Consider the following 26441-nt stretch of genomic DNA (forward strand, 5'->3'; position numbering starts at 1 on the left):
GTGGCTGAGCTGCTCCGCATACAGATGGTGCTGTTCCTTATCGTACCATTTATGGCCCTGCCCGAGGCGATGCTCGCGCGAAAGCTGTTGTTCCGCCCGCAAGCCATTGCCAGCATGAGCGGTGCGGTGAGCGGCGCGAGTGTCGCGCTGGCCCTCGCCTATTTGGGCTATGGGGTGTGGGCGCTTGTGTATGCGCCCATCGTGCAATTCGCCGTGCGCGCGGCTGTGGTTTCCTTTGCGGCCAGGATCATGACACTGCCCCGCTTCAATTTATCGGGCGCGCGCGCGATCATCACGTTTGGCGGTACGCTTACGCTGTGCCAGTTCTTCTGGATCATCCAGAGCCAATCGGACATCTTCATCGCCGGCCGCCAGTTTGAGACTTACGAGCTTGGCCTTTATTCAGAAGCGCTGTTTGTCGCCCTGATCGTCACGGGGCGCTTTCTGCCGCCGATCAACGAGGTATCCTTCCCGGCCTATTCTGAGCTTTATAATAAGGGCCGGGATCTCGCGCCCTATTTCGCGCGGGTCCAGCGAACCGTCGCTCTTGTGGTAGCGCCTTTATATATAGGTGTGTCCCTGATTGCGCATGACGCGGTCGCTACCGTCTTTGGGCCTAAGTGGATTGAGATGGCACCGCTGCTCGCCAATCTTGCGCTTATCATGCCGGTGTTTGCCGTGCAGATCGTGTGCGCCCCTTCGACCAACGCGATGGGCAAGCCTTGGATTTATCTCACCACATCGATTTGCGGAGCGATTGCATTTGCGAGCTGTTTTGCTTTTGGCGTCGCGTACGGCCCCGAGGGATTGACCTATGCGTGGTGGGTAGCGGCTCCGGTTCTTCTTCTCGTCACATTGGCGCTAACTCTGCCAGCTCTAAAACTCAACGTGATAGAGCTTGTGAAAGCCTGGCTACCCGCGATCGCTTCGACTGCCCTTATGGGCGCGACTATATATATAGCATTGAGTGCGATACCCGATTGGACGCCTTGGTGGCGGCTCGCCGCGATCGTTCCTTTTGGCGCGATTGTATACGGTGCTTTGCTCTGGTTCATCTGGCCCCAGGTCGTGCGCGATAGCTGGGAGATGTTGCGCCAGAAAAAACAAGGCGATGCGGCGGGCAATGCCAACGAAATCCCCGCCACCTCAATCTGATCCGCAAGCTATTTGGGCATTCTCCCAATGTCTGGTAATCTTGCGTTCATACCCGCAGCCCACGATTGCGGGGCAAACGGGATGGGAAGACCATGAAAGCACACACTACCGCAGCGGCCATCGGCGTCGCTCTATTCGCAACCAGCGCGCTTGCCGAAAGCTCGCCCGCTTTCATTCAGCCTGCCCAAAAAGCAAAGCATCCCGTTGCAGCGCTAGATACCCAGCCAATCACGCCAAACTTCGCGGACCCGACCACCGAAATTCTCGACCTGGACGAAGAGCGCAATCAGCGGCTCACAATCCCCGTGATGATCGAAGGGGCCGGCCCGTTTGACTTCATGATCGACACCGGCAGCCAGGCGACGGCTGTCACGCACCAGATCAACGAAGGCCTCTCGCTGACACCGCTGGGCACAGCGACTTTGATCGGAATGGCCAGCCGCCGACCGGTGAGCGTTGTCGAGGTAAACAACCTGACTGTTGGCAGCTACACCATCGAAGATCTTGAAGCGCCCGTACTCGACCGTCAGCATGTCGGCGCCGACGGAATCATCGGGCTTGATAGCCTGCAAGATTTCCGCGTCCTTATGGATTTTCGCGATGAGACAATCGCGCTGGAAGATGTGACCGGTGGCAAGGCGTCGAGCCGCGGCTTTGAAATCGTCGTGCGCGCACGATCGAAACTTGGCCAATTGCTAATTACCGATGCAGTGGTCGAAGGGGTTCGGGCGACCGTCATTATCGATACCGGCGCGCAGATGAGCCTTGCCAACAACGCTCTTCGCGAACGCATCAGAAGAAAGCGCGCGACAGAAGTACAGACGACGGACGTGAACGGCGTGAGCATGACGGGCCAGATGTCGGTGATGCGCTCAATGACGATTGGGGGGCTATCGCTAACGAATGTCCCGCTGACCTTTGCTGATGCTCCGGCGTTTGATGCGTTGGGGCTCAGAGATCAGCCCGTTCTTTCGCTCGGCATGCAACATTTGAAGATGTTTGACCGCGTCGCGATTGATTTTTCACGCCAGCGCATTTTGTTCGATGTGCCGCGCGATATCGCCCGCGAAATGCGCCGGGCGCGGCGTAACTCTTACAGCTTCTGAACGCACTTTAGCCGAAGGGCGAAAACCGCCCTTCCCTTGCCCTAAGCCATAGGCGCGCCCACATGGCACTTCGCCATGCCACCTGACGCGCTCTCTTCGAACAATGAAACCGCTCCGCCAGAGGCCGAAGGCTGGCACACATTAAAACGCTTCCTGCCCTATCTCTGGCCGCGCGATAATCCTGGTCTGCGCTGGCGCATTGTCATTGCGCTTACGCTTGTGCTGGCAGCGAAGGCTGTCACCCTGGCCCTGCCCTTTGCCTACAAAGGCGCAGTCAACGCAATGGAGGGCAACCCTGTTGCCGAAGCTCTCGACACAGGCGCGACTGTCGCGCTGGCGCTTGTCGCAGCTTACGTCCTTGGCCGGTTCACCTCGCTCATGTTCGACAATCTGCGCAACATCGCATTCGAGCGTGTAGGACAAATGGCAACGCTGTCGCTTGCCGAAGATGTGTTTCACAGACTGCACCGTTTATCCCTGCGCTTTCACCTGACCCGGCGTACGGGCGAAGTGACCAAGATCATCGAACGCGGAACCAAAAGCATCGACCAGATGCTCTATTTCCTGCTTTTCAACATCGCGCCCACCGCGATTGAGCTGATCGCTGTCGGCGTCATTTTCTATCTCAATTTCGGGTGGGAGCTGGTCGCGGCGACCGCCTTTACCGTGGTGACCTATATAATGGTCACCCGCTGGATCACCGAGTGGCGCACCAAGCTGCGGCGTGAGATGAACGATCTCGATGGTCAGGCGCTGCACCGCGCGGTTGATTCGCTGCTGAACTTTGAAACCGTGAAGTATTTCGGAGCCGAGCGGCGCGAAGAGGAACGATACGGCAATGCAGCGCGCGCTTATGCCAATGCGGCGGTTAAATCAGACAATTCGCTCGCGCTTTTGAACATCGCGCAGTCGGGTATCACCAATGCGCTTATGGCAGGCGCGATGGCTTACACGGTATGGGGCTGGAGCAAGGGGCAGCTGACCGTCGGCGATCTGGTGTTTGTGAACACTTATCTCATGCAGCTGTTTCGCCCGCTCGATCTGCTCGGCTGGGTCTATCGCACGATCCGGCAGGGCCTGGTCGATATGGGCGAGATGTTCCGACTGATCGACACAGAGATTGAAGTGCACGATGTGCCAGGCGCGCCAGCTTTGGTGGTGGGCAAGCCTTCGCTCGCTTTTGAGAATGTGACTTTTGGATACGAAGCCGAACGCACCATTTTGCACAGCCTCAGTTTCGAAGTGCCCGCCGGCTCTAGCGTTGCGATAGTTGGCCCGTCGGGCGCAGGCAAAAGCACGATTGGGCGGCTGCTGTTCCGTTTCTACGATCCCAAGCAAGGCCGCATCCTGATCGACGGCCAAGACATCGCCACCGTACAGCAAGACAGCGTTCGTGCCGCGATTGGCATCGTTCCGCAGGACAGCGTGCTGTTCAATGACACACTCGCCTACAACATTGCCTATGGTGCGGACGGCGCGACTGAAGAGCAGGTTCGTCAGGCTGCGAAAGACGCATCGCTGATGCCGCTTATTGATCGCCTGCCCGATGGATTTGAAACGATGGTGGGCGAACGCGGCCTCAAATTGTCGGGTGGTGAAAAACAACGCGTCGCGATTGCTCGTACGCTGGTGAAGAACCCGCCGATCCTGCTGCTGGATGAAGCGACAAGCGCACTTGATACTCGGACCGAGCAGGAAATCCTCGGCACGCTCAATCGTATTGCGGAAGGACGCACAACGCTGGCAATTGCGCACCGCCTTTCAACGATAGCCGATGCAGACCGCATATTAGTGCTCGACCAAGGCCAGCTTGCCGAATCCGGCACGCATGAAGAACTGCTGTCGAAACGCGGCCTGTATGCCGAGATGTGGGCGCAGCAAGCGAGCGAAGCGCGCGAGACCGAAGCCGAGGCGGCAGAGTAAGCCTGCTCAAAGGTGACAAAGGTTACACTGTGTCACCCACCGCCAGAAGCAATTTATATAAACTTTTCAAGATCTAAGATTGGATTTGGCCCGGGTGACGGACACGGGGGCAAGGCCTTTCTTGCGGGATATTCTGGTGCGATAGACGCATTTGGGGCGCAAAAAGCGCTTTGAAAAGCGAGGAAACGACGATGACAAAGAGCGCAGATTTCTTTGCCAATCGCGTTTCGCGTAGGAAAGGGCCCTAACCCCGCGCCTCGTCCGAAATGCGCTTGAGCACGTTCATCGCATTGCCGCGACGATCCCACGGTACAAACAGATGATCGTGATGCAGCCCGGCAATCACATTGCAGGCAATACCTTCATCCGCGAGGCCAGTTGCGACCGCCGCTGTGAGCCCCACGCCTTCAAGATCGGAGTGCACTTGCAGCGTGATCCGCGCAAACCTCGGCAATCCTTCCGCCATCGGCCATTCCTGTTCGAGCGCATAGACATAGGTCGTGCCTTCATCACCCTCATGGATGGAGGCGAACATCGGCGAGATCTCTAAAGAGAAATCGGTCCAGCGATCCTCGTGCATGAAGACATGGGGAAGCGCGTGAAGCTCCGGGTCCATCCCCGCCAACATATTGGCCAATGCGGTGACCGGCGCGCTGACGGGGGTCTCGCTCACAGAATATACTTCGACAGATCGGTGTCTTCGGCAACGCCCTCCAGCCGTTCACGCACATAAGCAGCGTCGACCGTCACGGTTTCGCCTTCGTGATCTTCGGCATCAAAGCTGATGTCTTCCAGGAGCTTTTCCATGACTGTCTGCAATCGCCGCGCGCCAATATTCTCGACGCTTTCATTGACGGCTGCTGCAATCTTGGCGACTTCGCGAACGGCGTCTTCCTTGAAATCAAGCTCCACCTTCTCGGTCGCGATCAGGGCGCGATATTGTTCGACAAGGTTTGCGCGCGTGTCCGAAAGGATCGCAACAAAATCTTCCTCTGTGAGAGCACGCAGCTCCACCCGGATCGGCAGGCGGCCCTGCAATTCAGGCAGCATGTCGGAAGGCTTCGCAACATGGAACGCTCCGCTCGCGATGAAAAGGACATGATCGGTTTTCATCGGACCGTACTTGGTCGCAACCGTCGTCCCTTCGATCAGGGGTAGCAGATCGCGCTGCACACCTTCGCGGCTGACACTGCCGCCGCGCACATCGCTGACGGCGATCTTGTCGATTTCATCAAGGAAAACGATCCCGTTTGTTTCGGCATTTCGAAGCGCAGCCTGATTCACATCGTCATCATCAAGACGCTTGTCGGCTTCCTCATCGACCAGCCTGTCCCACGCATCGGGCACGCGCAGTTTGCGCTTTTTGGTGGGTGTCTTGCCAAATGCTTTTCCCATCATGTCTGACAGGTCGATCATCTGCATATTGCCGCCCATGTTCCCCATGTCGAACGGGGTTGAAGGCGCTTCAGTGACTTCGATCTCCACCTCGACATCGTTCATCGCGTTCTGGACGATGCGCTGGCGAAAGCTCTCGCGTGTTGCTTCTGATGCGTTGTCGCCGACGAGCGCTGTCAAAAGGCGCTCCATTGCAGCCTCGGATGCTGCTTCACGCACTTTTTCGCGGCGCAGTTCCTTCTCCAGCCGGATCGCATCTTCGACAAGATCGCGGGCGATCTGTTCAACATCGCGCCCGACATAGCCAACTTCTGTAAACTTGGTCGCCTCGACCTTGACGAACGGAGCCTGGGCAAGCTTTGCCAAACGTCGGCTGATCTCCGTCTTGCCGCAGCCGGTGGGGCCGATCATCAGGATATTCTTGGGCGTAACCTCATCGCGCAAATCCGCGCCAAGACGCTGCCTGCGCCACCTGTTGCGCAGCGCCACAGCGACCGCGCGTTTTGCGTCTTTCTGGCCAATGATATGTTCATTCAGCGCCGCCACAGTCTGCTTGGGCGTCAGCGCATCGGCTGTAGGAGCATCGGGAGTGCTAGTGTCTGTCATGTGTGCTTTCGGAAGAATAGAATTAGACGGTTTCGAGCGTCAGATTGCCATTGGTGAAGACGCAGATATCGGCCGCAACGGCCATGCTCTTGCGCGCGATCTGCTCGGGATCTTCTTCATAATCAGCCAGAGCTCGCGCGGCGGCGAGAGCATAATTGCCGCCCGATCCAATAGCCGCAATGCCGCCTTCGGGTTCCAAAACATCGCCATTGCCGGTGAGCACCAGCAGCGTGTCTGTGTCCGCGACGATCATCAATGCTTCAAGATTGCGCAGGTATTTGTCGGTGCGCCAATCCTTTGCCAGCTCCACTGCTGCGCGCAACAATTGGCCGGAATATTGTTCGAGCTTCGCCTCAAGCCGTTCAAACAGCGTAAATGCATCGGCAGTTGCGCCTGCAAATCCGGCGATCACTTTACCGCCTTCGCCAATGCGGCGGACTTTGCGGGCATTGGGCTTCATCACGGTGTTGCCCATGGAGACCTGGCCATCGCCCGCAATCACGGTTTTGTCGCCGCGTTTGATTCCGACAATGGTGGTGCCGTGCCACTGGACAAGGCCGTGGCTGTCGTTTGATGTGTTCATGGCCCGCGATATGGGCGCTTAGGCTGCGCGGTCAAGCGCAAGCAGGCATTGCCCGAGTTCAGGGGCCACCGGGCCCAGCGCCGCCGCCGACGCCGCCAACCTGGCCGATATTGCCGAAGAGGTCCTCGAGGAAGGTGCGCTCGCGCCCAAGCGTTGGTGTCTTGTCGCCATCGGGGCGCAGGTAGACAACGTCCTCGATCCCGCTGCGCTCAACCGCTGCGACATTGCCAGCCTCGTCAAACTTTACCGCAAGGACGCCATGCGTATCAATCTTTGGGCGGACAAACGGTTTGCGGCCCGTCACGCTCGACACGTAATACCAGGTCGGCTCACCATACTGGCTTTCGAAAGTCGGGCGGCCAAGCGTCCCTTCGACAGAGCGCTGGTTGTCGATCCCCGGCTGCACCGTTGCGAGCAGCACATTATCGGTGATGTAGCCGCGCGTCTCCCGGATGGAGGAGCACCCCGACAGGGCGGCCACGCCTCCAAGCACCAGACACGAAAGGGCTGCTTTTTTCATCATCACTCGCCGAAATTCCTCCAAACGCGTATACCCCGGCCATGCCTTTGCAATCGAACCGGGGGCGCCTCAACCATTGATCCAGACCCGCTCTTAGTGCGCCCACCGCCGCGTTGCAATCGCTGCGCCGGGATACTCTGAGCACAGAATGGGTCCGGGCACGAATTGGCTGCGCGCATTTGAATTGCGAGTGAACAAGGCGTTAGCGCGGCGCACTATTGTGCGGAACAGATCGGCGCGTTTATGGGTTGCGTCATGGGATTGCGTCTTCAAAACCTGGAGGCGCGTATTTCCTTTGACTATTTTCAATTTCGCAAAAGATTCAAGAAAGCTCCGATGTCGTTTCTATCCCGTCTGCTTGGCACCGCTCCTGATCCGCGCGAGACCATTCGCCCACTTTGGCACCGCGTGGTGGAATTGGCGCGTGAGCCTTCCTTCTATTCCACCTGCGGCGTGGCCGATACGGTTGGGGGGCGTTTTGATCTGATCACCGCCGTTTTGTGCACGATGATGGTGCGTGTCGAGGCATCCGAAATGCGGGCGGAAAGCGCGCTTCTCGCAGAGCTGTTCGTTGAGGATATGGACGGCCAATTGCGCGAATTCGGCGTCAATGATGTCGTTGTGGGCAAGCGGATCGGCAAATTGATGAGCGTTCTGGGCGGCAGGCTTGGCGCCTATCGGAGCGCGCTTGTGAACAAGGATGCCGACAAGCTGACCGAGGCTGTGAAGCGCAATGTGACCTTCACCGAAGACGCGAACGAAGACGAGGCCGCCGCCTGTGTATCGGGCAAACTTCTCCAATTGTCAGAGCGCCTCGCGGGACGCAGCGATGAAGAGCTGATCAAGGCCAGCGGCATCTGGTGAGCGAGAACGGACCTTCAGGCGAAACGTCTCCGCCCGAATTGCATCGGATGGTGAAAACGCGCGCCCTGCCCGGCGAGTCAATAGCGGTTATCGCTAATGAGAACGAACGCGCTGCCCTTGCGACGAGGTTTGGCATCGTCGCGATTGAGCGGTTGGAAGCACAGGTTTCGCTTGAGAAAACCGGCGCAGGCATCGCTGCCACAGGTTCGCTGGAAGCTGACATCACACAAGCTTGCGCCGTGTCGGGTGAGGATTTCCCTGTCACCATCGCCGAGGAATTGGACTTGCTGTTCGTCGAGGACAGTGTCCTTGCCGCGCGCGAGGCGGGTGAGGTGAACGAGGAAGGCGCAATCGAGGTTGATCTGTTCGCAGAAGACTCTGAGGAAATTGGCTATTCAGGCGACACGTTCGATCTGGGCGAAGCAGTGGCGCAGTCGCTTGGCCTTGCTATCGATCCCTACGCCGAAGGTCCCAACGCCGACAAAGCGCGACAAGAGGCGGAGCTGGTCGATGAAAGTACCCCAAGCGGACCGCTGGCAAGCGCGCTAAGCGAAGCGCTCAAGAAGAGGTAAAACCCTAGTTTGCTTCGGCTTCAGATTTGGTATCTGCACCGATCAAATACGGCATCGTTTCAACCAATTCATAACCCGGCATACGCTCAGCAAAATGCCTGAGCCATGTGGCGTGGCCGCTGCCCGCTATGACGAGAACCCGGTCGCCTGGCTCTACAATCATGTCGATCTTTCCGAACATCTTTGCATTGCGCATGTACCAATAGGCATTGAGCTCTGCCCCCGGCTGCGCATCGCCATCGCCGATCTGGATAAGCGAATAATACAGCCTGTCGTGCTTTGCGGCGAGCTGTTCGCCATCATTGTGCGGGATGAGTGATTGCGCCACGGTTTGCTGCTCGCGCTGGGCATCTTGCTGCGCTGTTTCCTCGCGCACTTCGTCCAGCAATTGCTCGATTATCGCTGACTGACCGTTCTCGGCCGCGCTCTTTTGCACCTTCCCGATTGGAAAGTAGTCTGGTTCCCCCTCGCCGCTGCGTTCATCATATCCGTAAACCGCATCATGGCCGAGCTGTTGCGCCAATCGAAATCCGATCTGCACTGTCTCGTTTCGCGATGAGGTCATGAGTTCGTCGGCGCGGGCAAAGTCTTCAATCTCAAACGAGGGAGCAGAAGCTTCGTTTTCGACCGCGACTTTCGTTGGTGCCCAATTGGCAAGGCTATCTACCAATCGCTCTATCTCGCGCTGACGTTTGGGCGCGAGCATATCATCTATCGTTGGATTGACCACGTCGAGGCCGGGGTTGTCGAAGTGATAGAGACCTAGGACCATAACCTGCACAGGTTCAGGCTCAGTAGGTTCTTCAGCATTGACGGCGGTGGCCGCCAAAAGACCGACAGCTCCGACCAGACCTTTAATGCACCTCATAGCAAACTCCCTGTGTGTATTGCTGTATTAATACACACAGGGAGTGATAGGTCAAATTCGATGTCCGCCGATCTTTAGAACGGAATATCATCGTCGAGGTCGTCATAACCGCCCCCGCCGCCTGATCCGCCACCGCCTTGGTTCCAGCCACCACTGCCAGAGCCGCCTTGGCTTCCGCCGCCGCCGTAACCGCCGCCTGAGCTTTGGCCGCCGCCATAGCCTCCACCGCCGCCGCCATCACCTCGCCCATCGAGCATTGTGAGCGTGCCGCCCAGCCCTTGGATTACCACTTCGGTGGAGTAGCGATCATTGCCGCTTTGATCCTGCCATTTGCGCGTTTGCAGCTTACCTTCGACAAAGACTTTGGAGCCCTTTTTGAGATAGCGCTCAACCACGTTGACGAGACCATCGGAAAAGATCGCGACGGTGTGCCACTCGGTCTTTTCGCGCCGTTCGCCGGTGTTCTTGTCTTTCCAGTTTTCTGATGTCGCAATGCGCAGGTTCGCCACCCGCCCGCCGTTCTGAAAGCTGCGGATTTCCGGATCCGCGCCCAGATTGCCGATGAGCATCACTTTGTTGAGCGAGCCTGCCATGTTCGAAAATTCCTTAGTCAGCGTGCGATTCTTGGCGCGACCATAGGACAGGGGCGCTGGCGAGGCTATTCGCGCACGCTGTTTTCCACGCCATTACTGGATATTCATGGAAGGGTTTTTGCTGGCACGCTACCTACTTGGATAACGCAAGCGCCCCAAAAACCGCGTGAGGCTGGGCAATTCAACGTCGCGACTGGTCAGCTGGTGCTTGAATTTTTCGAACCGCATCACGCCATCAATCCGCCGATCGAGAAACTCGTAAGTCTTCGCTTTGCCTTCGCTGTCATCGTTCACGAAATAGGCCAAGGTTGCCGAGTAAATCCCAGCCAAAATCGCGCGCTTGGTGTAGTGGTTGTAATCGGTCGCGGTGTCGCCTGCGAGGCGCCACATTATGTCGGCCGTATTCCAGCCCAATTGCAAGGCGCGCGGGGCATTCTGCGGCATCGCCATCACCGAAAGCGCGCGCCGCACGGCCTCATCAATATCGGCCACCGCTTCCAGACGAAACGCGACCAGAGTGCGGATGCGTTCGCGGATCTTGAGCTCGGCCAGCTTTTCCTTTGGCCATTCAGCTTCCATTGCCTGATCGACCGATGCAATCCACGCCTCAATCATCTGCATGGCGCCGCCTTTGAAAGCGAGCTTTGCGATATCAATGTCGGCGCCGGCCATTTCAGCCGCCGCTTCAAGCGCGGTTTCGTTCCAGCCATCAAAGATGGCGGATGCGGCGATATCGGGAGCAAGCGCGATGCGCAGCTCTTCCAGAGTCATGTCGGCAAAATCTTGGGCTTCTGTCATACTAGAAAGAAGGCCCGTATTGCTCTGGGGTTCCCGACTTTTCGCGATCTGCGTCTGCTGCTTCAAATTCCTGCTTCATCAGGAAATTGCCCTGCATCAACTCCATGTAATCGCGTGCGCTGCGGCCTGAATTGTCGTTGCGATCAGGATTGGCACCTTCTTTGAGGAAGCGCGCGACCAGTGGAACGCTGCGCTGGTGAACCGCAGCAATCAGCGGAGTTTCGCCCTGGCTATCGGCGACTTCAATCTGCGCGCCGCCTTTGATGAGCTCTTCCACGCCATCGACAAAGTTCAAAGTCGTCGCGATCTGGATCGGCGTGCGCCCCTTGTTATCGCGCAAATTTGGATCGGCGCCGCGCTGGATCAGGAACCGCACCCACAGCGTATCACGCCTTTGGACGACGATATGGAGGCCGGATTCGCCCGAAGTGATATCGCGCGTGTTGATGATAGTGGTGCCCGGCTCATTCAGCATGGCTGTAACCGCGTCGCCATCACGATCCTTCACCGCTTTCAAAAACTCATAGCCCGGCGAATAAAGCTGCGCCGCAACGGGCAGCGCTGCAACCGCCGCCAGCGTCGTGCCAGTAGCAATCGCTAAAGCCAGCCCCATATTCCGGGCAAGGTTACGAAAAATCGAGACAGCCAAGCCTTGATCCCTTTCGATTATCTGTCAAATCAACCCTGTTAAGGCCATGCGAGGCCCTGCCCCGCAGCCTTTGCGTGAAAGCCAGTTAGCAGAGCATGAACACCCAAGCAAAGCCTTCCCATTTACTACTGCGTCCATGGCACAGATTGGCCACTGCGTCTCTTGCGGCTTGCGCCTTGATGGTTGCTGCATGCTCCAATGATCCTGCACCGACCGAAGAACCACCGCTTGCAGGCGCGAGTATTGGCGGTGAGTTCGAGCTTGTCGGGCCCGATGGCGAAACCGTGCGCTGGGCGGATTTCGATGGGCAATGTCGCGTCGTCTATTTCGGCTATGCTTTTTGCCCCGATATCTGCCCCACTGACGTCCAGCGCATGACACAGGGTCTCAAAGTGCTGGGCGAAAATGAGCCCCAGATGGCCGCGTCCATCACCCCCATCTTCATTACGATCGATCCGGATCGTGACACGCGCGAAATCGTCGACGAATTTACGAACGCCTTTTCAGACGATCTTATCGGCCTCACCGGCACGCCTGAACAAGTCCGTGCGGCAGCCGACGCATTCAAAGTCTATTACGAACGCGGCGAAACGACCGGCGACGGCAGCTATCTGATGAACCATTCGAATATCGTCTATCTGTTCGACAAGGATGGTCAGCCGCTTGCCACCCTGCCGGTGGACGAGGGGCCAGAAGCGGTCGCAGCTGAAATCCAAAAATGGGTGAGTTGAGAGAGAAATTCTGGGAGCTTCCGCTCGCCGAACTGACTCGCGCAGAGTGGGAAGCGTTGTGCGATGGGTGCGGCCAATGCTGCACGCACAAGATCGAGGATGCTGACACAGGCGCAATCGAGCACACCAACGTCGCTTGCAAGCTGCTCGATACCGATACGGCGCAATGTTGCGATTACCGCAACCGCAAAGCATTTGTGCCTGATTGCCTGCGTTTGACGCTCTCCATTGTCGAGGATGTGCCATGGCTCCCCTCCACCTGCGCCTATCGCGTTCGCGCTGCTGGCCGCCCTTTGCCGCATTGGCATTACCTCATCAGCGGCGACCGCGAAGATGTCGTGCGCGCTGGCGTTTCGGTCGCCGGCCGCGTGGTGAGCGAAACCGAGGCTGGCCCGCTTGAACATCATATCGTGGAATGGGGTTTACCCCGACTGGACGCAGATGATGTCGATGAGGTAGCTTCCCAAAACTAGGTCGGAATAGAGGCCGCCAAGGGATACGCGCATGATTGACTGGCTCAAACGCGCAGTCGTCGACCCGGAAATCACGTTGGATGGGGACACCATCCCAATTGTGCTGCGCCGTCACAAGACCGCGCGGCGATTAACCCTGCGGCTGGCCCCAGACGGCAGCGAAGTGCGCATTACTCTGCCCCAATGGGCGCATTCCAATGAAGCGCTCGCTTTTGCCCATGCTCGCACCGATTGGCTGGCGCAGCAACGCGCGCGCATTCCAACGCGGGAGAAACCGGGGCCCGGCGGAACGCTCGAATTTCGTGGCCGCAGCCTCGCCATTAATTGGGACGAGGCGAATGCGCGGCGCCCCTTGCTAGAAGAGAAAAGCGTGCGCATTGGCGGTCCACTCGAGGGGCTTGAGGCGCGCCTCAAACGCTGGCTGGAACGAGAGGCTTTGGACGTGACCGAAGGTGATCTTGCGTTTTATTGCAAGCGCGCAGAACTCGACCCGGTGCCAGTAGGCCTTTCTCGCGCGCAAAAACGCTGGGGCAGTTGTTCTGACGGGGGCGAGAACGGCACGCGCCGCATCCGCATCAATTGGCGGCTGATCCAAGCGCCCGATTTTGTCCGCCGCTCGGTCGTCGCACACGAAGTCGCGCACCTTGTCCACTTCGATCACAGCCCCGCTTTTCACAGGCTGTTGGGCAATATCTATGAAGAAGATATCAGCGTTGCAGATCGGTGGTTGAAAGAAAAAGGCCGCACACTCTACGCGTTGTTTGGTTAGGACCGCGCGCGAATGCCCGTGCTTGGCAGAGACACTTGCTAACGTAAGCAAGTCTCCCACTGACAAAACCTCCCTAGCCAGCCTGCGCCCCTGTTCCTATATTCCCCGCCATGGCATTCATATCGCGTTTTAATCCCAAGGCAGGCGTTGCAGATTTCTGGTCTGAGTTTCGCAAGCCCAATCCCTATCGCTGGCCGATGCTTGCAGTCTCGGTGCTTCCGATAATCACCATCATCGGCTGGGCGGCGTCCGAAAGCGTCTACAAAACGCCAGAAAGCCCGCAAATCACTTACATCACGACTTTCGATCCTGATCGAACCGATGCGCAGATCGCCGCTTCCAATGCGGAAAATCAAAAGATGAAGGATTTGCGTGAAGCCGAAGAAACGCGGCTCGCCGAGCAAAAGCGTGAGATGTACAAGACGCTGGGCGCGGCATCTGGGTTCGACGTCGATAAAATGGAAGCAGACGCCGAGGCGGAACGCGCGGCTGAAGAAGCAGCCAAACAGCAGCGGCTTGAAAACGCTTTCGGGAGTTCTGCCGAAACTTCTGAAGACGCCGCGCAGCAGGGCTCTCAGCAATAGCTGCCTTCGCCCCCACAGATCATGACTGGATGGCCGCCGCAGCGCGGCTCGCCACGCGCACCCGCCCTATCGCGCGGCCCAATCCTGGCGTTGCAGCGCTTGTGGTGCGCGATGGAGCACTGATCGGGCGTGGTTGGACGCAGGCTGGTGGCCGCCCCCATGCAGAAAAATATGCGCTCGAAAATCTGCCCGATGGCGGAGCGAAAGGCGCGACCATGTATGTGACGTTGGAGCCCTGCGCGCACCAATCTGAGCGCGGCCCGGCCTGCTGCGATGTCGTCGCTGCCGCTTCACCCAAGCGCGTAGTGATCGGCCAGATCGATCCCGATCCGCGCACGACCGGAAAAGGCATTGCGGCATTGGACGAAGCTGGCATTGCAACCGAAGTGCTTGGCGATACCGCCTCCGTGCGCAGCCTTGCAGGCTTTCTCTCGCGCCAGCGCCGTGGCCGCCCTTACGTGACGCTAAAACTCGCCATGTCGCTGGACGGGTGCATCGCGCTTGCCGATGGGACGAGCCAATGGATCACCGGCGAGGCTGCTCGCGCGCACGTGCATGCTGTGCGGGCAAAAAACGATGCGATACTGGTGGGAGGCGGCACATGGCGCAGCGATCAGCCGCGGCTCGATGTGCGATTGCCGGGGCTTGAAGCGCGCAGCCCGGATCGGGTGGTGCTGACCAGCGCAGCCATGCCCCATGGCGTGATCGCCCTCGCTTCTCCAGAAGCGATCAGCACGCTCGCCAACACCCACTACCTCTACGTCGAAGGCGGCGCGCAAACCGCGGCGAGCTTCCTCGCAGCCGACCTCGTCGACGAGCTTCACATTTACCGCGCGCCCTTCGTCATCGGTGATGGCTTGCGCGCTCTTGGGCCTCTCGGGCTTGATGATCTGGCAGCTGCGCATGGGCGCTGGGCGCTTGATGTGCGCCGCATGCTTGGCAGCGACACGTTCGAGGCCTATCTGCGGCAGCGCAAATAAGAGAAAGCACGCTCAAATGTTCACCGGTATCGTCACCGCCATCGGCACCATTCAATCCACCGATCAACGCGGAGACCTGCGCGTGCGCGTCGCAGCTCCGCTCGATCCGGCGCAGATCGATATCGGCGCCTCTATAGCGTGTTCAGGCGCATGCATGACGGTGGTGGATCGCGGCGGGAGCATGGGCGATGCGTGGTTCGATGTCGATGTCAGCGCCGAAAGCGTAAGCCGCACGTGCAAAGGCATGTGGCAACAGGGAAGCCAGCTTAACATTGAGCCATCACTGCGGCTGGGTGATGAACTCGGCGGTCATATCGTCACCGGCCACGTCGATGATATCGGCACTGTCGTTCTGACCGAGCAAAAAGGCGACAGCTGGAAAGTTGTTATCAAAGCGCGCGCCGAAATGGCTCCGTTCATCGCCGAAAAGGGCTCCATCACAGTCGATGGCGTCTCGCTCACCGTCAACGACGTGCGCGACAAGTCCGATAAAACCTGCGACTTTGCCCTCAACATCATCCCGCACACGGGCGAGGTTACAACTCTGGGCGCGCTGAAAGTGGGCGATGAGGTGAACCTCGAAATCGACGTCCTCGCGCGGTATCTGAAGCGGATGCAAGGGCTGGCTGCTCAATCCTGACGCGATAGCGGCCCGTCAGCAAAACCCTTTCGCGTGATTTCGTAGACGATGTGGACGACGCGTTTGCCCTGATAACGGTCCAGTTCTGTCCGCCGGGTGCGCTCTGCGCCGATATTTTCAAGCGCTATGCGTGATCGGTAATTTGTCTCGCCCACTCTGAAATCGACCCGCGCTACGCTTTCAAAGGCGTGAGCGAGCATCAGTCGTTTCACAGCGTGATTGAGCCCCTTCCCCCAGCATTTGCGCGCAAAGAAAGTCCAGCCAATCTCGACCGAGCCGCCGTCCTCTTCGTCATAGGCTTGATAGCGCGACGAGCCGATGATCTCTCCATTGCGCTTGTCGATGATGGCGAGAGCGCCACCTTTGGCGAGGGCATCCTCAAAGAAATCGCGGAACACATCCTCGCGCCAGCGATCGTGCATGGGGTGCTGTTCCCAGATCGCCGGATCGCTCGCCACGGCGTAAAGGGAATCCCAATCATCACGCGCCAGCGGCCTTACAAGAACCCGCTCATCTTCGAGAGTGGGCTGGCGGTTCACGCCTTATCCCGTAACAGCCGCGATGGCGTTCACGAATTTCTCGATATTGCCCATGGTAAGCCCGGCAATGTTCACGCGGCCTGATCCGGCCATGTAGATGCCGTGCTCTTCGCGCAATTGGACGACTTGTTCTTTGCTGACGGGCAGGACGGAGAAAAGCCCGTTCTGCGTGCCGAGCGGAGTAAGATCGACGCTACCTGCCATGCCGGCCTCAGCGAGCGTGCTACGCACCTGACGCATCCGATCACGCATCTGGGTAAGTTCATCCTGCCATTGCGCCGTCATGTCTGGATCGCGCAGGATCAGGCGGACCGCCGCAGCGCCGTGATCGGGCGGCATGGACCAGCTTGCGCGCGCTAGAGCGTTTGCGTTGGAGAACGCCTTGTCGAGCACGTCGGTGTCTTCAGTCATCACGTAAAACGCACCGACGCGGTCGCGGTACATGCCAAAATTCTTGTCGCAGCTGTAGGCGATGAAAGCCTCAGGCACTTTGGCAAGGACGCTGCGAAGGCCTGCGACATCCTCATCAAGGCCGTGGCCAAGGCCATGATAAGCAGTATCAATGATCGGGAAGATGCCGGTTTCGGCAATCGCATCGCCAATCGCCTCCCAATCCTCGGCGGAGTAATCAATGCCGGTGGGGTTGTGGCAGCAGCCATGGAGCAGCACTGCCTCACCCTTACCCGCGCCGCGAATGGCGCCGAGCAGTGCGTCGAGATTTGCGGTGCCATCGGTATTGGCGTGATCAAACGCGACCAGTTCAAGTTCCAGATCGTTGATGATCTGCGCGTGGTTCGGCCAGCTGGGCGTGCCCATGTGGAGGCGATTGACACCAGCCTTTTGCGCCAGTGCTAATGCAAGGCGCACCGCGCCCGTTCCGCCCGGTGTCTGCATTCCGTTAATGCGCCCGCCCATCGTCGGGTCTGCGCCAAAAATGTAGGGCATCAATGCTGTGACAAAGCCCATGTCACCTTCAGGGCCGAGATAACTTTTGGAAGTCTGCTCTTCGAGAAGCTTGCGCTCTGCTGCCTTGATCGCGCCGAAGACGGGCGTATCGCCCTGCCCGGTCCGGTAGACACCGACGCCAAGGTCAATTTTGTCGGTCCGCTCATCTGCGGCGTGGAGCTTGATCAGCGCGAGCAGCGCATCGGGCGATTGGGGTTCAAGGTTGGAGAGCATAGCGCGCACGCAATGCCGTGACAGGCGGCGCGCTGCAACCGCCTTTTATCGACGAATGCAAATTACCCCGCCCGGTGGGCGCGAATGGTGCCTTTTAGAACGGCAGCCAGCGCTGTTTCTCCGAAAACTTGAGGTAGCCCGCGTTGATGCCAAGCCGCGCGCCAACGCCCATGCGGATGGGGATCAGCACCTTGTCACCCCTGCGAACATAGCTCGCGTGGAGACCGCCAACCAGATAGGCCTGACCCTCTCCAGCGGCGTAGCGTTTGAAGAGCTCCTGGGTGTCGTAGAGATTGTAAACCAGGATGAAGGTGTTCGCTGCATTGGCGCCGGCATCAAAGCCGACGGATGGGCCGGTCCAGTAAACCTTGCGCTGGCCTTCGATCTTGTGATGCAGCGTGCCCGAGCCATAGCGCGCGCCGAACACGAATGCGCCGCCAGCCTCGCGCCCGACAATATAGCCATTGGGCTGGCCCTGATCCTTGAGCAAATCCTGGATCATCTTTGCCAGGCCTTCTGCGCCTTTGCCGAACACGCCTTCGGCAGCACCGATCAGATCATCTTCGCCATAAGTGCTGTTGTCGTTCACCGCGGCAGGAGTGATGTCGATGGGCTCGCCCGGAGCGGGCTGGTTCGCAGCAGGATCAGCCGAGCCATAAGCAGAATAGGCATCGAATTCCTGATCAAAGCCCGATGGTGTGTTCGTTTCGACCTGTGCGGGGCCATTTGTGCCTTCGGGCACTGGTTGGGGGACGGTGTAAACGGGCTGCGGTGCATTCGGATCAGCAAGGTCTGCATCAATCGCTCCTCCTGATCCGGGCGCTGCTGACACTTCGGGATTGTCAGGGCTTGGCTCTGCAACCTCAAAAATCTCGTCAGGATCGAAGGTTTCGACGCCTTGCGCGCTCGCCACCGTTCCCGTGCTGACCAGCGCGAGCGCGGCGAGCAGGTGCAGGCCAATATTCGAAAGAGTTGAGCGAGCCTTGATGAAACGCGATACCATGGGACAACCTCTTGGCAGCAAATATGCGAACGTATGCACGCGCAAGCAGAATCGAATGCGCGGGGCCCCGCAATCGAAAAGGCGATGGACCGAATCGAAAACGCGGTGAGGCGAATCGGAGTAGACCTTCGCATCTGAACCTCGCGCGAATTGACGCTGCAACGAGGCGAAGTGCGTGTGCAAGCAAAGCGGCTTTGAAATGCGAGCCGCAAAATTCTCGAAAGCGACCTTGCCGCCCAACCCAAGCCCGACTATAGCGCCCCCTCGCAGCCGAATTGCGCCAGTGGAGACGTGGGTGAGTGGCTGAAACCAGTTCCCTGCTAAGGAACCATACGCATACCGCGTATCGAGGGTTCGAATCCCTCCGTCTCCGCCAAAAACTCTTATAAATTCTATTTATTCCATAATCTTATGAGATTATCATCCGCTTAGCCCCACAATCATCCCCTCACTGGGTGGTGAATAAAGGCGGCTTGCAGCGGATATATGCGGCAAATCTCGTAGATAGCTTTAAATTTTTCATGTCCGCTTTGCGCCTTCATATCAGACGCAGCGATCCAGTATCTTAGCTCCCGATAGCGGACGTACTCCACGGCCCTTCCGCCGCAAAAGATTGAAAATAGCGTACTCACACTTTGAATCTGCTGCTTAAAATCGGATGCCATCGAGCTCCAGTCATCATACTGCCTTGACACTAGTATGGCCGTGTTCGGCGGGCGACTCAGGCTTTCGTTGAGTCGCAACATTAACTCGCCGTCGAATGTCTCTCGTTTCTCATAGAGTTGCGTCACCGTTTCCACGACGTCACAGAACGTACCTTCGATTGGAATATCTACAGTAACGCTACCGCAAGCATCGTAACCTGATACCTGTTTCGTTAAGGGCAGGCTTGGTTTAAGCGTTTCTAGGATGTGCACTCTTGGCTTTACTGCGCCCAAAACCGCATAATCGGCCTGAAGCCCTCAATCCGATGCACGATATGTGAGACTACACAACGCTAGGTGCTCTCCTGCTCGACCCAACGATTTGGTACTTTCGCTAATCGCTCTGCGCTATAGCCACGAAGATGGCTACGGCGATTGCAATGATGATTGCTAGGTTTGTGCGTTCCGTTCTTTTCATAGCTAATAATTTTCGTGGGATGTCCAATCCCGCGCTCAGTTTTGATCGCGCGAGAAGCCTTGCCTTGTCGTGGATGCGGAAGGACCGATAGGTCCTTCCGCCCCTACGCACCTCAAAAGCGAAGGCCCACGCCGACCATGACTTGGTGGCGATCCACTCCGATATCGAGCGGTCCAATGTCCTCATCGATCTCGTAGGAATCGGTACCAAAATCGGTGTAGACATACTCGACCTTGCCATAGAAGCTGTCGGTAAAGCCCAATTCGATACCTGCACCGGCGTGAAAGCCACCCCAAGCGTCCGAAAATTCTGCGATCTCGCCAGGATCGTCGTCGCCATTATCGGTAACATCAGGATCGTAGGCCGCGTCGACACTGCCGATCGAATAACCGCCCTTGGCGTAGATCAGCGATGTCCCGCCGATCGGAACACCTGCACGCAATCCGAATGAGAAAGTCCGGTCAAGATCAGTGCATGCAAGATCATCTTCAATGAGCTCATTGCAAATCTCATTGTCAGAAAAGTCGACCCCGGCATAAGCACCGATGAGGAGACTGTCTCCGATCATTGCATCATAACCAATCTCGCCCCCGAAGGCGACGCCGTCGTCGTCACCAGAACCTTTGAGAAAATCATCTTCTTCGTCAGGATCGGGGATTCTCTGTTCGACACCCACCTGGTCCCAGCCCAGGCGGCCTTCGATACGCAAACCGGACAGGTCCTGTGCCGAGACCGAAGTGCCTACAAGACCAAGGCTTGCGGCACCGACCAACAAAATTGCTCTCATTCTCTTTCCTTTCTTCAAGCTGTGACGCCTGAGCGGAGAGCCGTTGGGAAGAGATCCTAATGGGCTAGGTCGCTTCCCAAGCCAGTCTCCGCGACAGGCTTCACGAGGAAGACGGAGTGAGTTCTGGATGGCCTTGGTGCGCCGGTTCTTGAGCCGCTAATGAGCTCGAAATTTGGTCAAGCGATAGCGAGTGCCTGACAAAACTGTTGCGCTTGCCTCAAAGTGAATCGCCAGCGCCACAGTACGGTGTCGCAGCGCATTCAGCGCGATCGTGCTGCGGGAATATCCCATACCTCCCGGACCTGCCCGTCAATGATGCGCCAGACTAACACGACGTCGAACGCTATCGCGCCGGCTCATCTGCGAAGATTGTTGCGGGTTTGAACCACTACGAGCTCGTCGCCGAAAGCCCATGCCCTGAGTGGCTGGATGAGGATACTGCCATCTCCGCGTGCGCGCACCTCGTGAAAGAATTCGGCAATGCCAGACAATCCTTTGCAGGAACGTGTTAGTTCAGGCGCACTTTGCTTAAAAAAATGCCAGACGACGTTGGAGTGGATCAACTCTGGAGAGCGGCTCATAAAACGACCGCGCAGGAGCGTCGGGGGCGTTTTTCTAGATTTGATCGAACCTTGATCCCGTCAAGTCGATGCCAGGCGGCAGCGGCTCGCCACGAAGCCATCTTTCTATTACAAGCGCTGCGAAGTCGGGATCGTTGATGCACCACCCATGGCTCCCTGCCTCGACTATTCCTGCACTTGCACTGGCACATTCAGCCCGCACAAGCTCAAGCCCCCTCCTGACCGCAGATGGTTCATAGGCTCCAGCCAAAAAGACGGAAGGTGCAGAAACTCTCTTTGCGAAGTCCAAAGGGCTGCATCGCAGAATGTCCCGTGCTAAGTCCCGCACGGTGGAAGGCCTGGCCCAGCCCCGGCTTCCGGGGTCGCTCATCAGCTTGGCGTCGTTTATACCGGTGAGCCGGCCAGCCATCTCGCGTGTGCTCTTAAGGCACAGCATCGGGTAGACCAACCCAATCACATGTCTCAGCAACCACTTTGCTCTGATATCGGCGAACGCTACGCCGGTAATGATTGCTGAGGCGATCGGCACCTTTTGCTGCGCCAAGAGATTCAAGGAGACATAGCCTCCAAGTGAGAGGCCAAATAGGTGAACCGGCCTATCCGTCTCAGAAGCGATGAGACATGCAATGTCATCCGCACACTGCTCGAGGTTGGAGAACGCTAGCGAGCGTTTTGTGCCATGGCCGCGCAAATCGGGGGTCAGACATCGAATATGCGATAAACGCTTTGCGATTGGGCGAAGCGATGCGCCTGACATCGCCCCGCCGTGGAGAAGGACAAGTGTTTGTTGCGCCTTGGTCATAGGAATGGTCGTCTCGGAAAGGCACGGATTTTAGTGCGTCCTGCACTCGCTCCAAAGCAAAGGTTTACTTCAGATCCGATCACAGCCTAGTCGTCACACCGAATGAGCATTCCTGGACAGAATGTTCGAAGAACGCGATGTTGCTGTCGGTTGCACCGAGAATACAATTGATCGTGGGCATGAAGCGACCAAGCCGGACCTGCTCGTGCTGCGCTGTCAACGTAATCTGATAGAAGGTGTCTTTGCGAGGTTCACCTGCTAGCGGGAAATCATCGGCATATCTGCGCTTGCCGACTTCGACGCCCAACTCGGCGCTAAGGCCACCGCGCCATGAGCGGGAAATGCGAGAGAACAAGGCTTGGCCATCATACCGTTGATGCCTCTCTTCCGGTCGGAAAAACACCAATCGAGGCCCGAACGCAACGGTCCCATTCTTGATTGGCCTTGCGATGCCAGTCTGGATCGATGTGAACGGCGCGTCGATCCCTTTATCATTCAAACTCCAGCGATACTGGTGAATTGCAGAAACAAAACCATCGAGCCTTTTTGCGATGCGCTGCTCATAATTCGCAGCCAAACCCGCCACTACGCTGTCGTTGTCATCGGCACTGATTGTTGCACGAACCAATGGACCCACTGTCCAACGGCTTTTCTCTCTGAACTCTCCAAATCGCAGACGCGCCGACAACGTTGCGTTGTCATAATCACCGGTATCGAATTTGCGCCCGAAAAGACCTGCATCAGCTGTCAACCTTCCGTGTTCGGATGTGCTCACGCGGTATCGCCCGGCAATACCCGCTTCCAATCCGGTCCCTCCCTCCGCTCGGCTGGTGATATCGAAACGCGGAACGTCCGGGACCCCAGGGACAAATTCGCTTTCGGAGCTTCCCCGATTTATGTTGCTAGAAGATACCAGAGCGAAATGCCCGGTGACCGAAAACGGTCGGAGGTGATCGATCCGCCGCAAAAGGCGGATGTAGCCACGGCGATACTCGGCATCCGGGTCTGTCCGTAGCAACGTTCGGAAGTGGTGTTCTGCACCCCGTAGATCACCTGCAAGCAACAGGGTGTGGGCAAGCTCGCGCCGTGCGCTCAAATGAGATGGTCGCAGCCTGATAGCTTCGCGAAAGGCTCTTTCTGCGGCACCAAAGTCCCCCTTGGCTTTCGCGACGCGACCATCGAAGAAGATCCAATCAGGCTCACTTGGCACTGCCCTTTGAAATAGTGCCCGGGCTTGCAAAATCCTGCCTTGCGCTATCAGATCGACAATTGCAGCGTCGGAAATAACCTCGTGCTCCCCGTCGACAGACATCCCTATGGACAGCTGGTGATCCGCTGAGCTGATCGACAGATCGAAGCTCTCATCACCACCGCCATTCGTTCCCACTTCACTAAGTGCCGCTGACCCTGAAAATGCGCTTGCGATCAATAAAATGCCGCATACCATCCGCGTCGCGCGGCAAGATGAAGCCTGAGCACTCACCTTCGAAGTTCATCAATCGTCGATTTCCGCGTTGATGCCTCCGACAAGCACAGCCTCATCGCTATTGCCGGCAAATGCTGTGACCGTGCGTTCTGAACCGATCACACCTGTCATATCAGCCTCGACACCGCGATAGCTGGCTGTTCCGCCTACTGTTTGGCCGTCAATAGTTCCTGCGACGTCCAGAGCTCCAGCGCGGCCTTCAAGAGTTCCAGAGTTGAAGTCTGCATCGAGAGAAATTGTCCCCTTACGGTTCTCCGCTCGATCCCTGTCAACATAACTGAGTGCGTAATCTCCGGTGTAGGTCGCCGTCGCAGTCGTGGGAGCCGCCCCAGCATCGGTATTTGGCGCAATGCCTGCTACCCCGAGAAAGCGATTGGTTCCTTCGACACGGCCGTATTGGTAAGCAAAACCACTCACTCGGCCGTTTTGGCTTCGCAGATCCGAAAAGCTGCCTCTGGTTCCAGTGTTTTGAAAGTTTTGGTCAGGTATGCTTCCGTCTTCGGCAAGGGTTACCAGTTCGGCAGACGGGGTGAAGCCCGCACCAATGCCTCCGCTACTGCGAGAGATGGTGGTCGATGAACACGCGCCGACCGATATCATGATGACGGTGCCGAAAACCGCTTTGGCTAATTCATGTGTCATAAGTAACTCCGTATTCCTCGTTACGCGTGGGATTGGATGAGACGCCATTTGCACCCGGGGGCCAAAAGGTTTGCGCGGAGCGGCTCGTTTGGGGGGCAATTACCGCTCCGCGCGTGCGCTCACCTTTTCGTCGCATGGTGTCGCGCACATTAGGTTTGATCTCACCGGCCTACCTTGGACGGCAATCATGAAATGGCAGGTACCGGGAACGGTATGTGTCGCGCCTTCGTCTGGCTCGACGCAGGATTGGCCGGTGCAAATACTGCTAGAAAAGAGGCCGCCAAAAGCATTTTAGTCATATTTCCTCCTCGTGTTTCATGAGAAGGACGGAAGCAGTCCCGCACAGCCTTGAATCTCTTTTGCTATTTTTTCGCCCGCCTAAAATTGCATGTCGACGCCGATGCGGATTGTGCGAGGCTGGAGTGGGGTCGATTGTTCTCGTCCGATCGCAAAGGGTGTGCCCAAAGCGAACCGGTTTCCGCGCACATTCGCGATATTGAAGAGCGAAAGCGACATACCCAACCCACGTGTCTCGATCCTGACCGTCGCGCCGCTATCCAGATATTCACCCTGCTCACGGCCAAGCTCGGGACCTATGCCAAGCCGTGATCGCCCAATATAGCTGACCCATAGATCGGCATCGAGGATTGTCCCATCATCGAAATCGTAAGTCCACGATAGACCTCCGCGGCCTGACCAGCGGGCAATATTGGGTATCGTCGTTGTTCGGCTCGTGGGGATGAAGGAAGGATCATCAATCTCGCTTTCGTTGAAGGCAAGACCCGCCTTAACATCAAGGCCGGGCCAAACCTCCATGCTGCCATTCAGGCTGGCAGTCCAGACGAGGCCGTCGCCAATATTGGCAGTGGAAGGAAGCCCGAAAAAATCGATGAAGTCGGCTTGTATGTCACGCCAGCGAGTACGCGAAACACTTCCGATGATCGTTGGACCAGCCTTGTCGAGTTCACCGACCCCGATGCCGATCTCAAGGGTTGATGTGCGATCACTTTTGAAACGCTGAACTAGGTCTGCGGCAACGGACAATCCTCCAGGCCGAAATCCTTCCTGATATCTGGCGAAAAGTCGCGCGGAAGGCGCAACATCGGCAATTATTGAGCCCGACGGCAGGAGCTCGAACTCTTCTCGCGTGGCGGTTATGCTTCCTAAAACATCGATCAAGGTGAAAGGAATGTCATCGCCTCCTCCCCCCAGGCTCGAATATGTTGCGCGCAGGCCAGCACCTACTGTCAGAAAGTTGAAGAAGCGTACACTGGCTTCGCCATAACCCGTCGCTTCGAAGACTGTATTGAGTACGCCAGCCGATGTGTTTTCGCTATCCGGGCGCTCGAATGCGCGGGTCAGATTGGTGCGATTATCTGTCAGGCTTACACCAACTATCCACCCGATATCGTCACGCATGGGTCGCCACAAGCGTGTCTCATGCGCAAACATGCGAGTTCGGTTTCTCTGGGTAAAGACAACCTCTTCATCATCCGGCATCGTGGCATCGTAGCGCTCTTCAAGGGTTTGGGTGGAGAAGCCGGTCGAAGAACGAAGCTTTAGGTCGCCAAAATCGCCATTGATCGCCAATTGTCCATGTAGATAATCAGCGGATGCACCCTCGCGAACACTGGCCAGGCTCTGAAGCCCTCCGTCAGTTCCTGTCGCATATTGGCTGTCTCGCGCACGGGTGATTTGTCCCAGAGTCAGCAGGTCCAGCTCCCAGTCTGAAGTAAGTTCGAGCTTTGCGGCGAGACGACCCGACAGGATCCGATTGCGGTTCACGTCTTTACGATGGAGCAAAGGCTTGTCGATGTAACCACCTTGACTTGCCGCATCGATCGTGAGGCGCAGTGCAGCCTTGTCCTCAACGAGCGGTAGGTTTGATGTCAGGTTGAAATCGGCTCCAGGCGCGCCATCCTGTGTAAACGATGCCCCACCCGACACCTCAGCGCTCGTTTCATTTATCTGTGGCGTGCGTGGCACAAGGCGAATTATGCCGCCCAGGGAGCCAGCGCCATACAAAGTGCCTTGTGGGCCCTCGAGTACCTCCACTCGCTCAAGATCGGAGAGCCGAAGGTCCGGATCTGGCGCGTTGTAGCTGAGGCGCAGGTCACCAAGATACTGTCCAACGGTCGCCTGTGTCGGACCAGTAAAGCTTGAGTCAGCAATCCCGCGGATAAACAACTTGTTCCTACCACTGCCCAAGTGGGTTGACGTAACGGCGGTCGCTCGCTGAGCAATTCGTTCGCTGCCGCCCACCCCGCCAATCTGCAATTCGCTTCCCACAATAACGGCAACCGGGCCAGCAATCTGGTCAACACGAAGATCACGCTTGCTTGCCACGACGAGGATCGGCTTGGGCTCGGGCTCTGGTGGGGGCGGAGGAGAGGATGTTCTCCGAGAGATGCTCAGCGGCCGCGCTTGGCCCTTTCGCTGAGTTTTTGAGGGTGCTGCTTTCGACCTTGGAACCAGCCGCCATGAATTCGGA

General features: G+C 57.5%; 27 protein-coding genes and 1 tRNA gene (1 of these 28 running past the window's edge). 12 read left to right on the plus strand and 16 right to left on the minus strand.

The genetic code is table 11. The features are described 5' to 3' along the window. The 3 genes from AUC45_RS06810 to AUC45_RS06820 all read left to right on the plus strand — a co-directional run. Positions 1-1155 carry the 3' portion of a lipopolysaccharide biosynthesis protein gene (locus tag AUC45_RS06810; RefSeq protein WP_067603620.1) on the plus strand. Its footprint begins 405 nt before the window's first position, so 1155 of the gene's 1560 nt are visible here — the last part of the coding sequence; its start codon lies beyond the left edge, outside the window; its stop codon occupies positions 1153-1155. Between the two features lie 92 nt (positions 1156-1247). Then, on the plus strand, positions 1248-2261 hold the full coding sequence (locus tag AUC45_RS06815; RefSeq protein ID WP_067600210.1) for an aspartyl protease family protein: 1014 nt from the start codon (positions 1248-1250) through the stop codon (positions 2259-2261). A gap of 75 nt (positions 2262-2336) precedes the next feature. Beyond that, the gene (locus AUC45_RS06820; RefSeq protein WP_067600213.1) at positions 2337-4184 is read left to right on the plus strand and encodes an ABC transporter ATP-binding protein/permease; all 1848 of its coding nucleotides are present in this window, start codon (positions 2337-2339) and stop codon (positions 4182-4184) included. A 244-nt stretch (positions 4185-4428) separates the two neighbouring features. Here AUC45_RS06820 and AUC45_RS06825 read toward each other — a convergent pair whose 3' ends face one another. From AUC45_RS06825 to AUC45_RS06840, 4 genes are read right to left on the minus strand one after another with little or no spacing between them, the layout of a single operon-like run. After that, positions 4429-4857, minus strand: a complete 429-nt coding sequence (locus tag AUC45_RS06825; RefSeq protein ID WP_067600216.1) for an ACT domain-containing protein — start codon at positions 4855-4857, stop codon at positions 4429-4431. Further along, complete coding sequence (gene hslU / locus AUC45_RS06830) at positions 4854-6185, minus strand: ATP-dependent protease ATPase subunit HslU (protein ID WP_067600219.1); 1332 nt, start codon at positions 6183-6185, stop codon at positions 4854-4856. The genes AUC45_RS06825 and hslU overlap by 4 nt, the downstream gene beginning before the upstream one ends. Positions 6186-6207: 22 nt before the next feature. Continuing rightward, positions 6208-6768, minus strand: coding sequence for an ATP-dependent protease subunit HslV (hslV, locus tag AUC45_RS06835; protein WP_067600222.1), 561 nt, complete (start codon positions 6766-6768; stop codon positions 6208-6210). 58 nt (positions 6769-6826) lie between these two features. Then, positions 6827-7291 carry an outer membrane protein assembly factor BamE gene (locus AUC45_RS06840; protein WP_067600225.1) on the minus strand — a complete coding sequence of 155 codons (465 nt, stop codon included), beginning with the start codon at positions 7289-7291 and terminating at the stop codon, positions 6827-6829. Between the two features lie 333 nt (positions 7292-7624). Here AUC45_RS06840 and AUC45_RS06845 point away from each other — a divergent pair, with 333 nt between their 5' ends. Continuing rightward, positions 7625-8152 (plus strand): ubiquinol-cytochrome C chaperone family protein, encoded by a 528-nt coding sequence (locus AUC45_RS06845; RefSeq protein ID WP_067603621.1) that lies wholly within the window; start codon positions 7625-7627, stop codon positions 8150-8152. Continuing rightward, positions 8149-8724, plus strand: a complete 576-nt coding sequence (locus tag AUC45_RS06850) for a DUF177 domain-containing protein (RefSeq protein WP_233998565.1) — start codon at positions 8149-8151, stop codon at positions 8722-8724. Before AUC45_RS06845 ends, AUC45_RS06850 begins: the two co-directional genes overlap by 4 nt. Before the next feature lie 4 nt (positions 8725-8728). On the opposite strand, the gene AUC45_RS06855 is transcribed toward AUC45_RS06850, so the two are convergent. The 4 genes from AUC45_RS06855 to AUC45_RS06870 form a co-directional block, all read right to left on the minus strand. Further along, positions 8729-9592 carry a DUF5694 domain-containing protein gene (locus tag AUC45_RS06855; protein WP_067600231.1) on the minus strand — a complete coding sequence of 288 codons (864 nt, stop codon included), beginning with the start codon at positions 9590-9592 and terminating at the stop codon, positions 8729-8731. A gap of 74 nt (positions 9593-9666) precedes the next feature. Further along, complete coding sequence (gene ssb / locus AUC45_RS06860; protein WP_067600234.1) at positions 9667-10185, minus strand: single-stranded DNA-binding protein; 519 nt, start codon at positions 10183-10185, stop codon at positions 9667-9669. A gap of 129 nt (positions 10186-10314) precedes the next feature. Further along, complete coding sequence (locus tag AUC45_RS06865; protein ID WP_067600237.1) at positions 10315-10983, minus strand: COQ9 family protein; 669 nt, start codon at positions 10981-10983, stop codon at positions 10315-10317. A 1-nt stretch (position 10984) separates the two neighbouring features. Next, positions 10985-11632: an ankyrin repeat domain-containing protein gene (locus AUC45_RS06870; protein WP_233998567.1), complete on the minus strand. Its 648-nt coding sequence runs from the start codon at positions 11630-11632 to the stop codon at positions 10985-10987. 146 nt (positions 11633-11778) lie between these two features. On the opposite strand from AUC45_RS06870, the gene AUC45_RS06875 reads away from it, so the two are divergent. From AUC45_RS06875 to AUC45_RS06900, 6 genes are all read left to right on the plus strand, one after another. Next, complete coding sequence (locus AUC45_RS06875; RefSeq protein ID WP_369815224.1) at positions 11779-12363, plus strand: SCO family protein; 585 nt, start codon at positions 11779-11781, stop codon at positions 12361-12363. Next, a complete protein-coding gene (locus AUC45_RS06880) occupies positions 12351-12836 on the plus strand; it encodes a YcgN family cysteine cluster protein (protein ID WP_067600247.1) in 486 nt (161 codons plus the stop codon). Before AUC45_RS06875 ends, AUC45_RS06880 begins: the two co-directional genes overlap by 13 nt. 31 nt (positions 12837-12867) lie before the next feature. Continuing rightward, positions 12868-13605: a M48 family metallopeptidase gene (locus tag AUC45_RS06885; protein WP_067600250.1), complete on the plus strand. Its 738-nt coding sequence runs from the start codon at positions 12868-12870 to the stop codon at positions 13603-13605. 110 nt (positions 13606-13715) lie between these two features. Beyond that, positions 13716-14189: a hypothetical protein gene (locus AUC45_RS06890; RefSeq protein ID WP_067600252.1), complete on the plus strand. Its 474-nt coding sequence runs from the start codon at positions 13716-13718 to the stop codon at positions 14187-14189. A gap of 29 nt (positions 14190-14218) precedes the next feature. After that, the gene (gene ribD, locus AUC45_RS06895) at positions 14219-15169 is read left to right on the plus strand and encodes a bifunctional diaminohydroxyphosphoribosylaminopyrimidine deaminase/5-amino-6-(5-phosphoribosylamino)uracil reductase RibD (RefSeq protein WP_067600255.1); all 951 of its coding nucleotides are present in this window, start codon (positions 14219-14221) and stop codon (positions 15167-15169) included. A 16-nt stretch (positions 15170-15185) separates the two neighbouring features. Then, positions 15186-15809, plus strand: a complete 624-nt coding sequence (locus tag AUC45_RS06900) for a riboflavin synthase (protein WP_067600258.1) — start codon at positions 15186-15188, stop codon at positions 15807-15809. Here the strand turns inward: AUC45_RS06900 and AUC45_RS06905 are convergent. From AUC45_RS06905 to AUC45_RS06915, 3 genes are all read right to left on the minus strand, one after another. Beyond that, positions 15800-16348, minus strand: coding sequence for a GNAT family N-acetyltransferase (locus AUC45_RS06905; RefSeq protein WP_067600262.1), 549 nt, complete (start codon positions 16346-16348; stop codon positions 15800-15802). The two genes, AUC45_RS06900 and AUC45_RS06905, sit on opposite strands and share 10 nt — an antisense overlap. Before the next feature lie 3 nt (positions 16349-16351). Further along, positions 16352-17527, minus strand: a complete 1176-nt coding sequence (locus AUC45_RS06910) for an aromatic amino acid transaminase (protein WP_067600265.1) — start codon at positions 17525-17527, stop codon at positions 16352-16354. A 94-nt stretch (positions 17528-17621) separates the two neighbouring features. Then, positions 17622-18530, minus strand: coding sequence for a DUF1134 domain-containing protein (locus AUC45_RS06915; protein ID WP_067603622.1), 909 nt, complete (start codon positions 18528-18530; stop codon positions 17622-17624). Between the two features lie 285 nt (positions 18531-18815). On the opposite strand from AUC45_RS06915, the gene AUC45_RS06920 reads away from it, so the two are divergent. After that, positions 18816-18906, plus strand: a tRNA-Ser gene (locus AUC45_RS06920). Between the two features lie 858 nt (positions 18907-19764). Here AUC45_RS06920 and AUC45_RS06935 read toward each other — a convergent pair. The 5 genes from AUC45_RS06935 to AUC45_RS06955 form a co-directional block, all read right to left on the minus strand. After that, positions 19765-20439: an outer membrane protein gene (locus AUC45_RS06935; protein ID WP_067600274.1), complete on the minus strand. Its 675-nt coding sequence runs from the start codon at positions 20437-20439 to the stop codon at positions 19765-19767. A 615-nt stretch (positions 20440-21054) separates the two neighbouring features. Further along, positions 21055-21822, minus strand: coding sequence for an alpha/beta fold hydrolase (locus AUC45_RS16160; protein ID WP_067600278.1), 768 nt, complete (start codon positions 21820-21822; stop codon positions 21055-21057). A gap of 79 nt (positions 21823-21901) precedes the next feature. Beyond that, the gene (locus AUC45_RS06945) at positions 21902-23251 is read right to left on the minus strand and encodes a surface lipoprotein assembly modifier (protein ID WP_197409523.1); all 1350 of its coding nucleotides are present in this window, start codon (positions 23249-23251) and stop codon (positions 21902-21904) included. A 66-nt stretch (positions 23252-23317) separates the two neighbouring features. Beyond that, positions 23318-23950, minus strand: coding sequence for a hypothetical protein (locus AUC45_RS06950; protein WP_067600283.1), 633 nt, complete (start codon positions 23948-23950; stop codon positions 23318-23320). A gap of 378 nt (positions 23951-24328) precedes the next feature. After that, positions 24329-26296: a TonB-dependent receptor gene (locus AUC45_RS06955; RefSeq protein WP_233998569.1), complete on the minus strand. Its 1968-nt coding sequence runs from the start codon at positions 26294-26296 to the stop codon at positions 24329-24331. Positions 26297-26441: the final 145 nt, after the last annotated feature.

The sequence above is a fragment of the Erythrobacter sp. YT30 genome, assembly GCF_001542875.1.
Taxonomy (GTDB): Bacteria; Pseudomonadota; Alphaproteobacteria; order Sphingomonadales; family Sphingomonadaceae; genus Erythrobacter.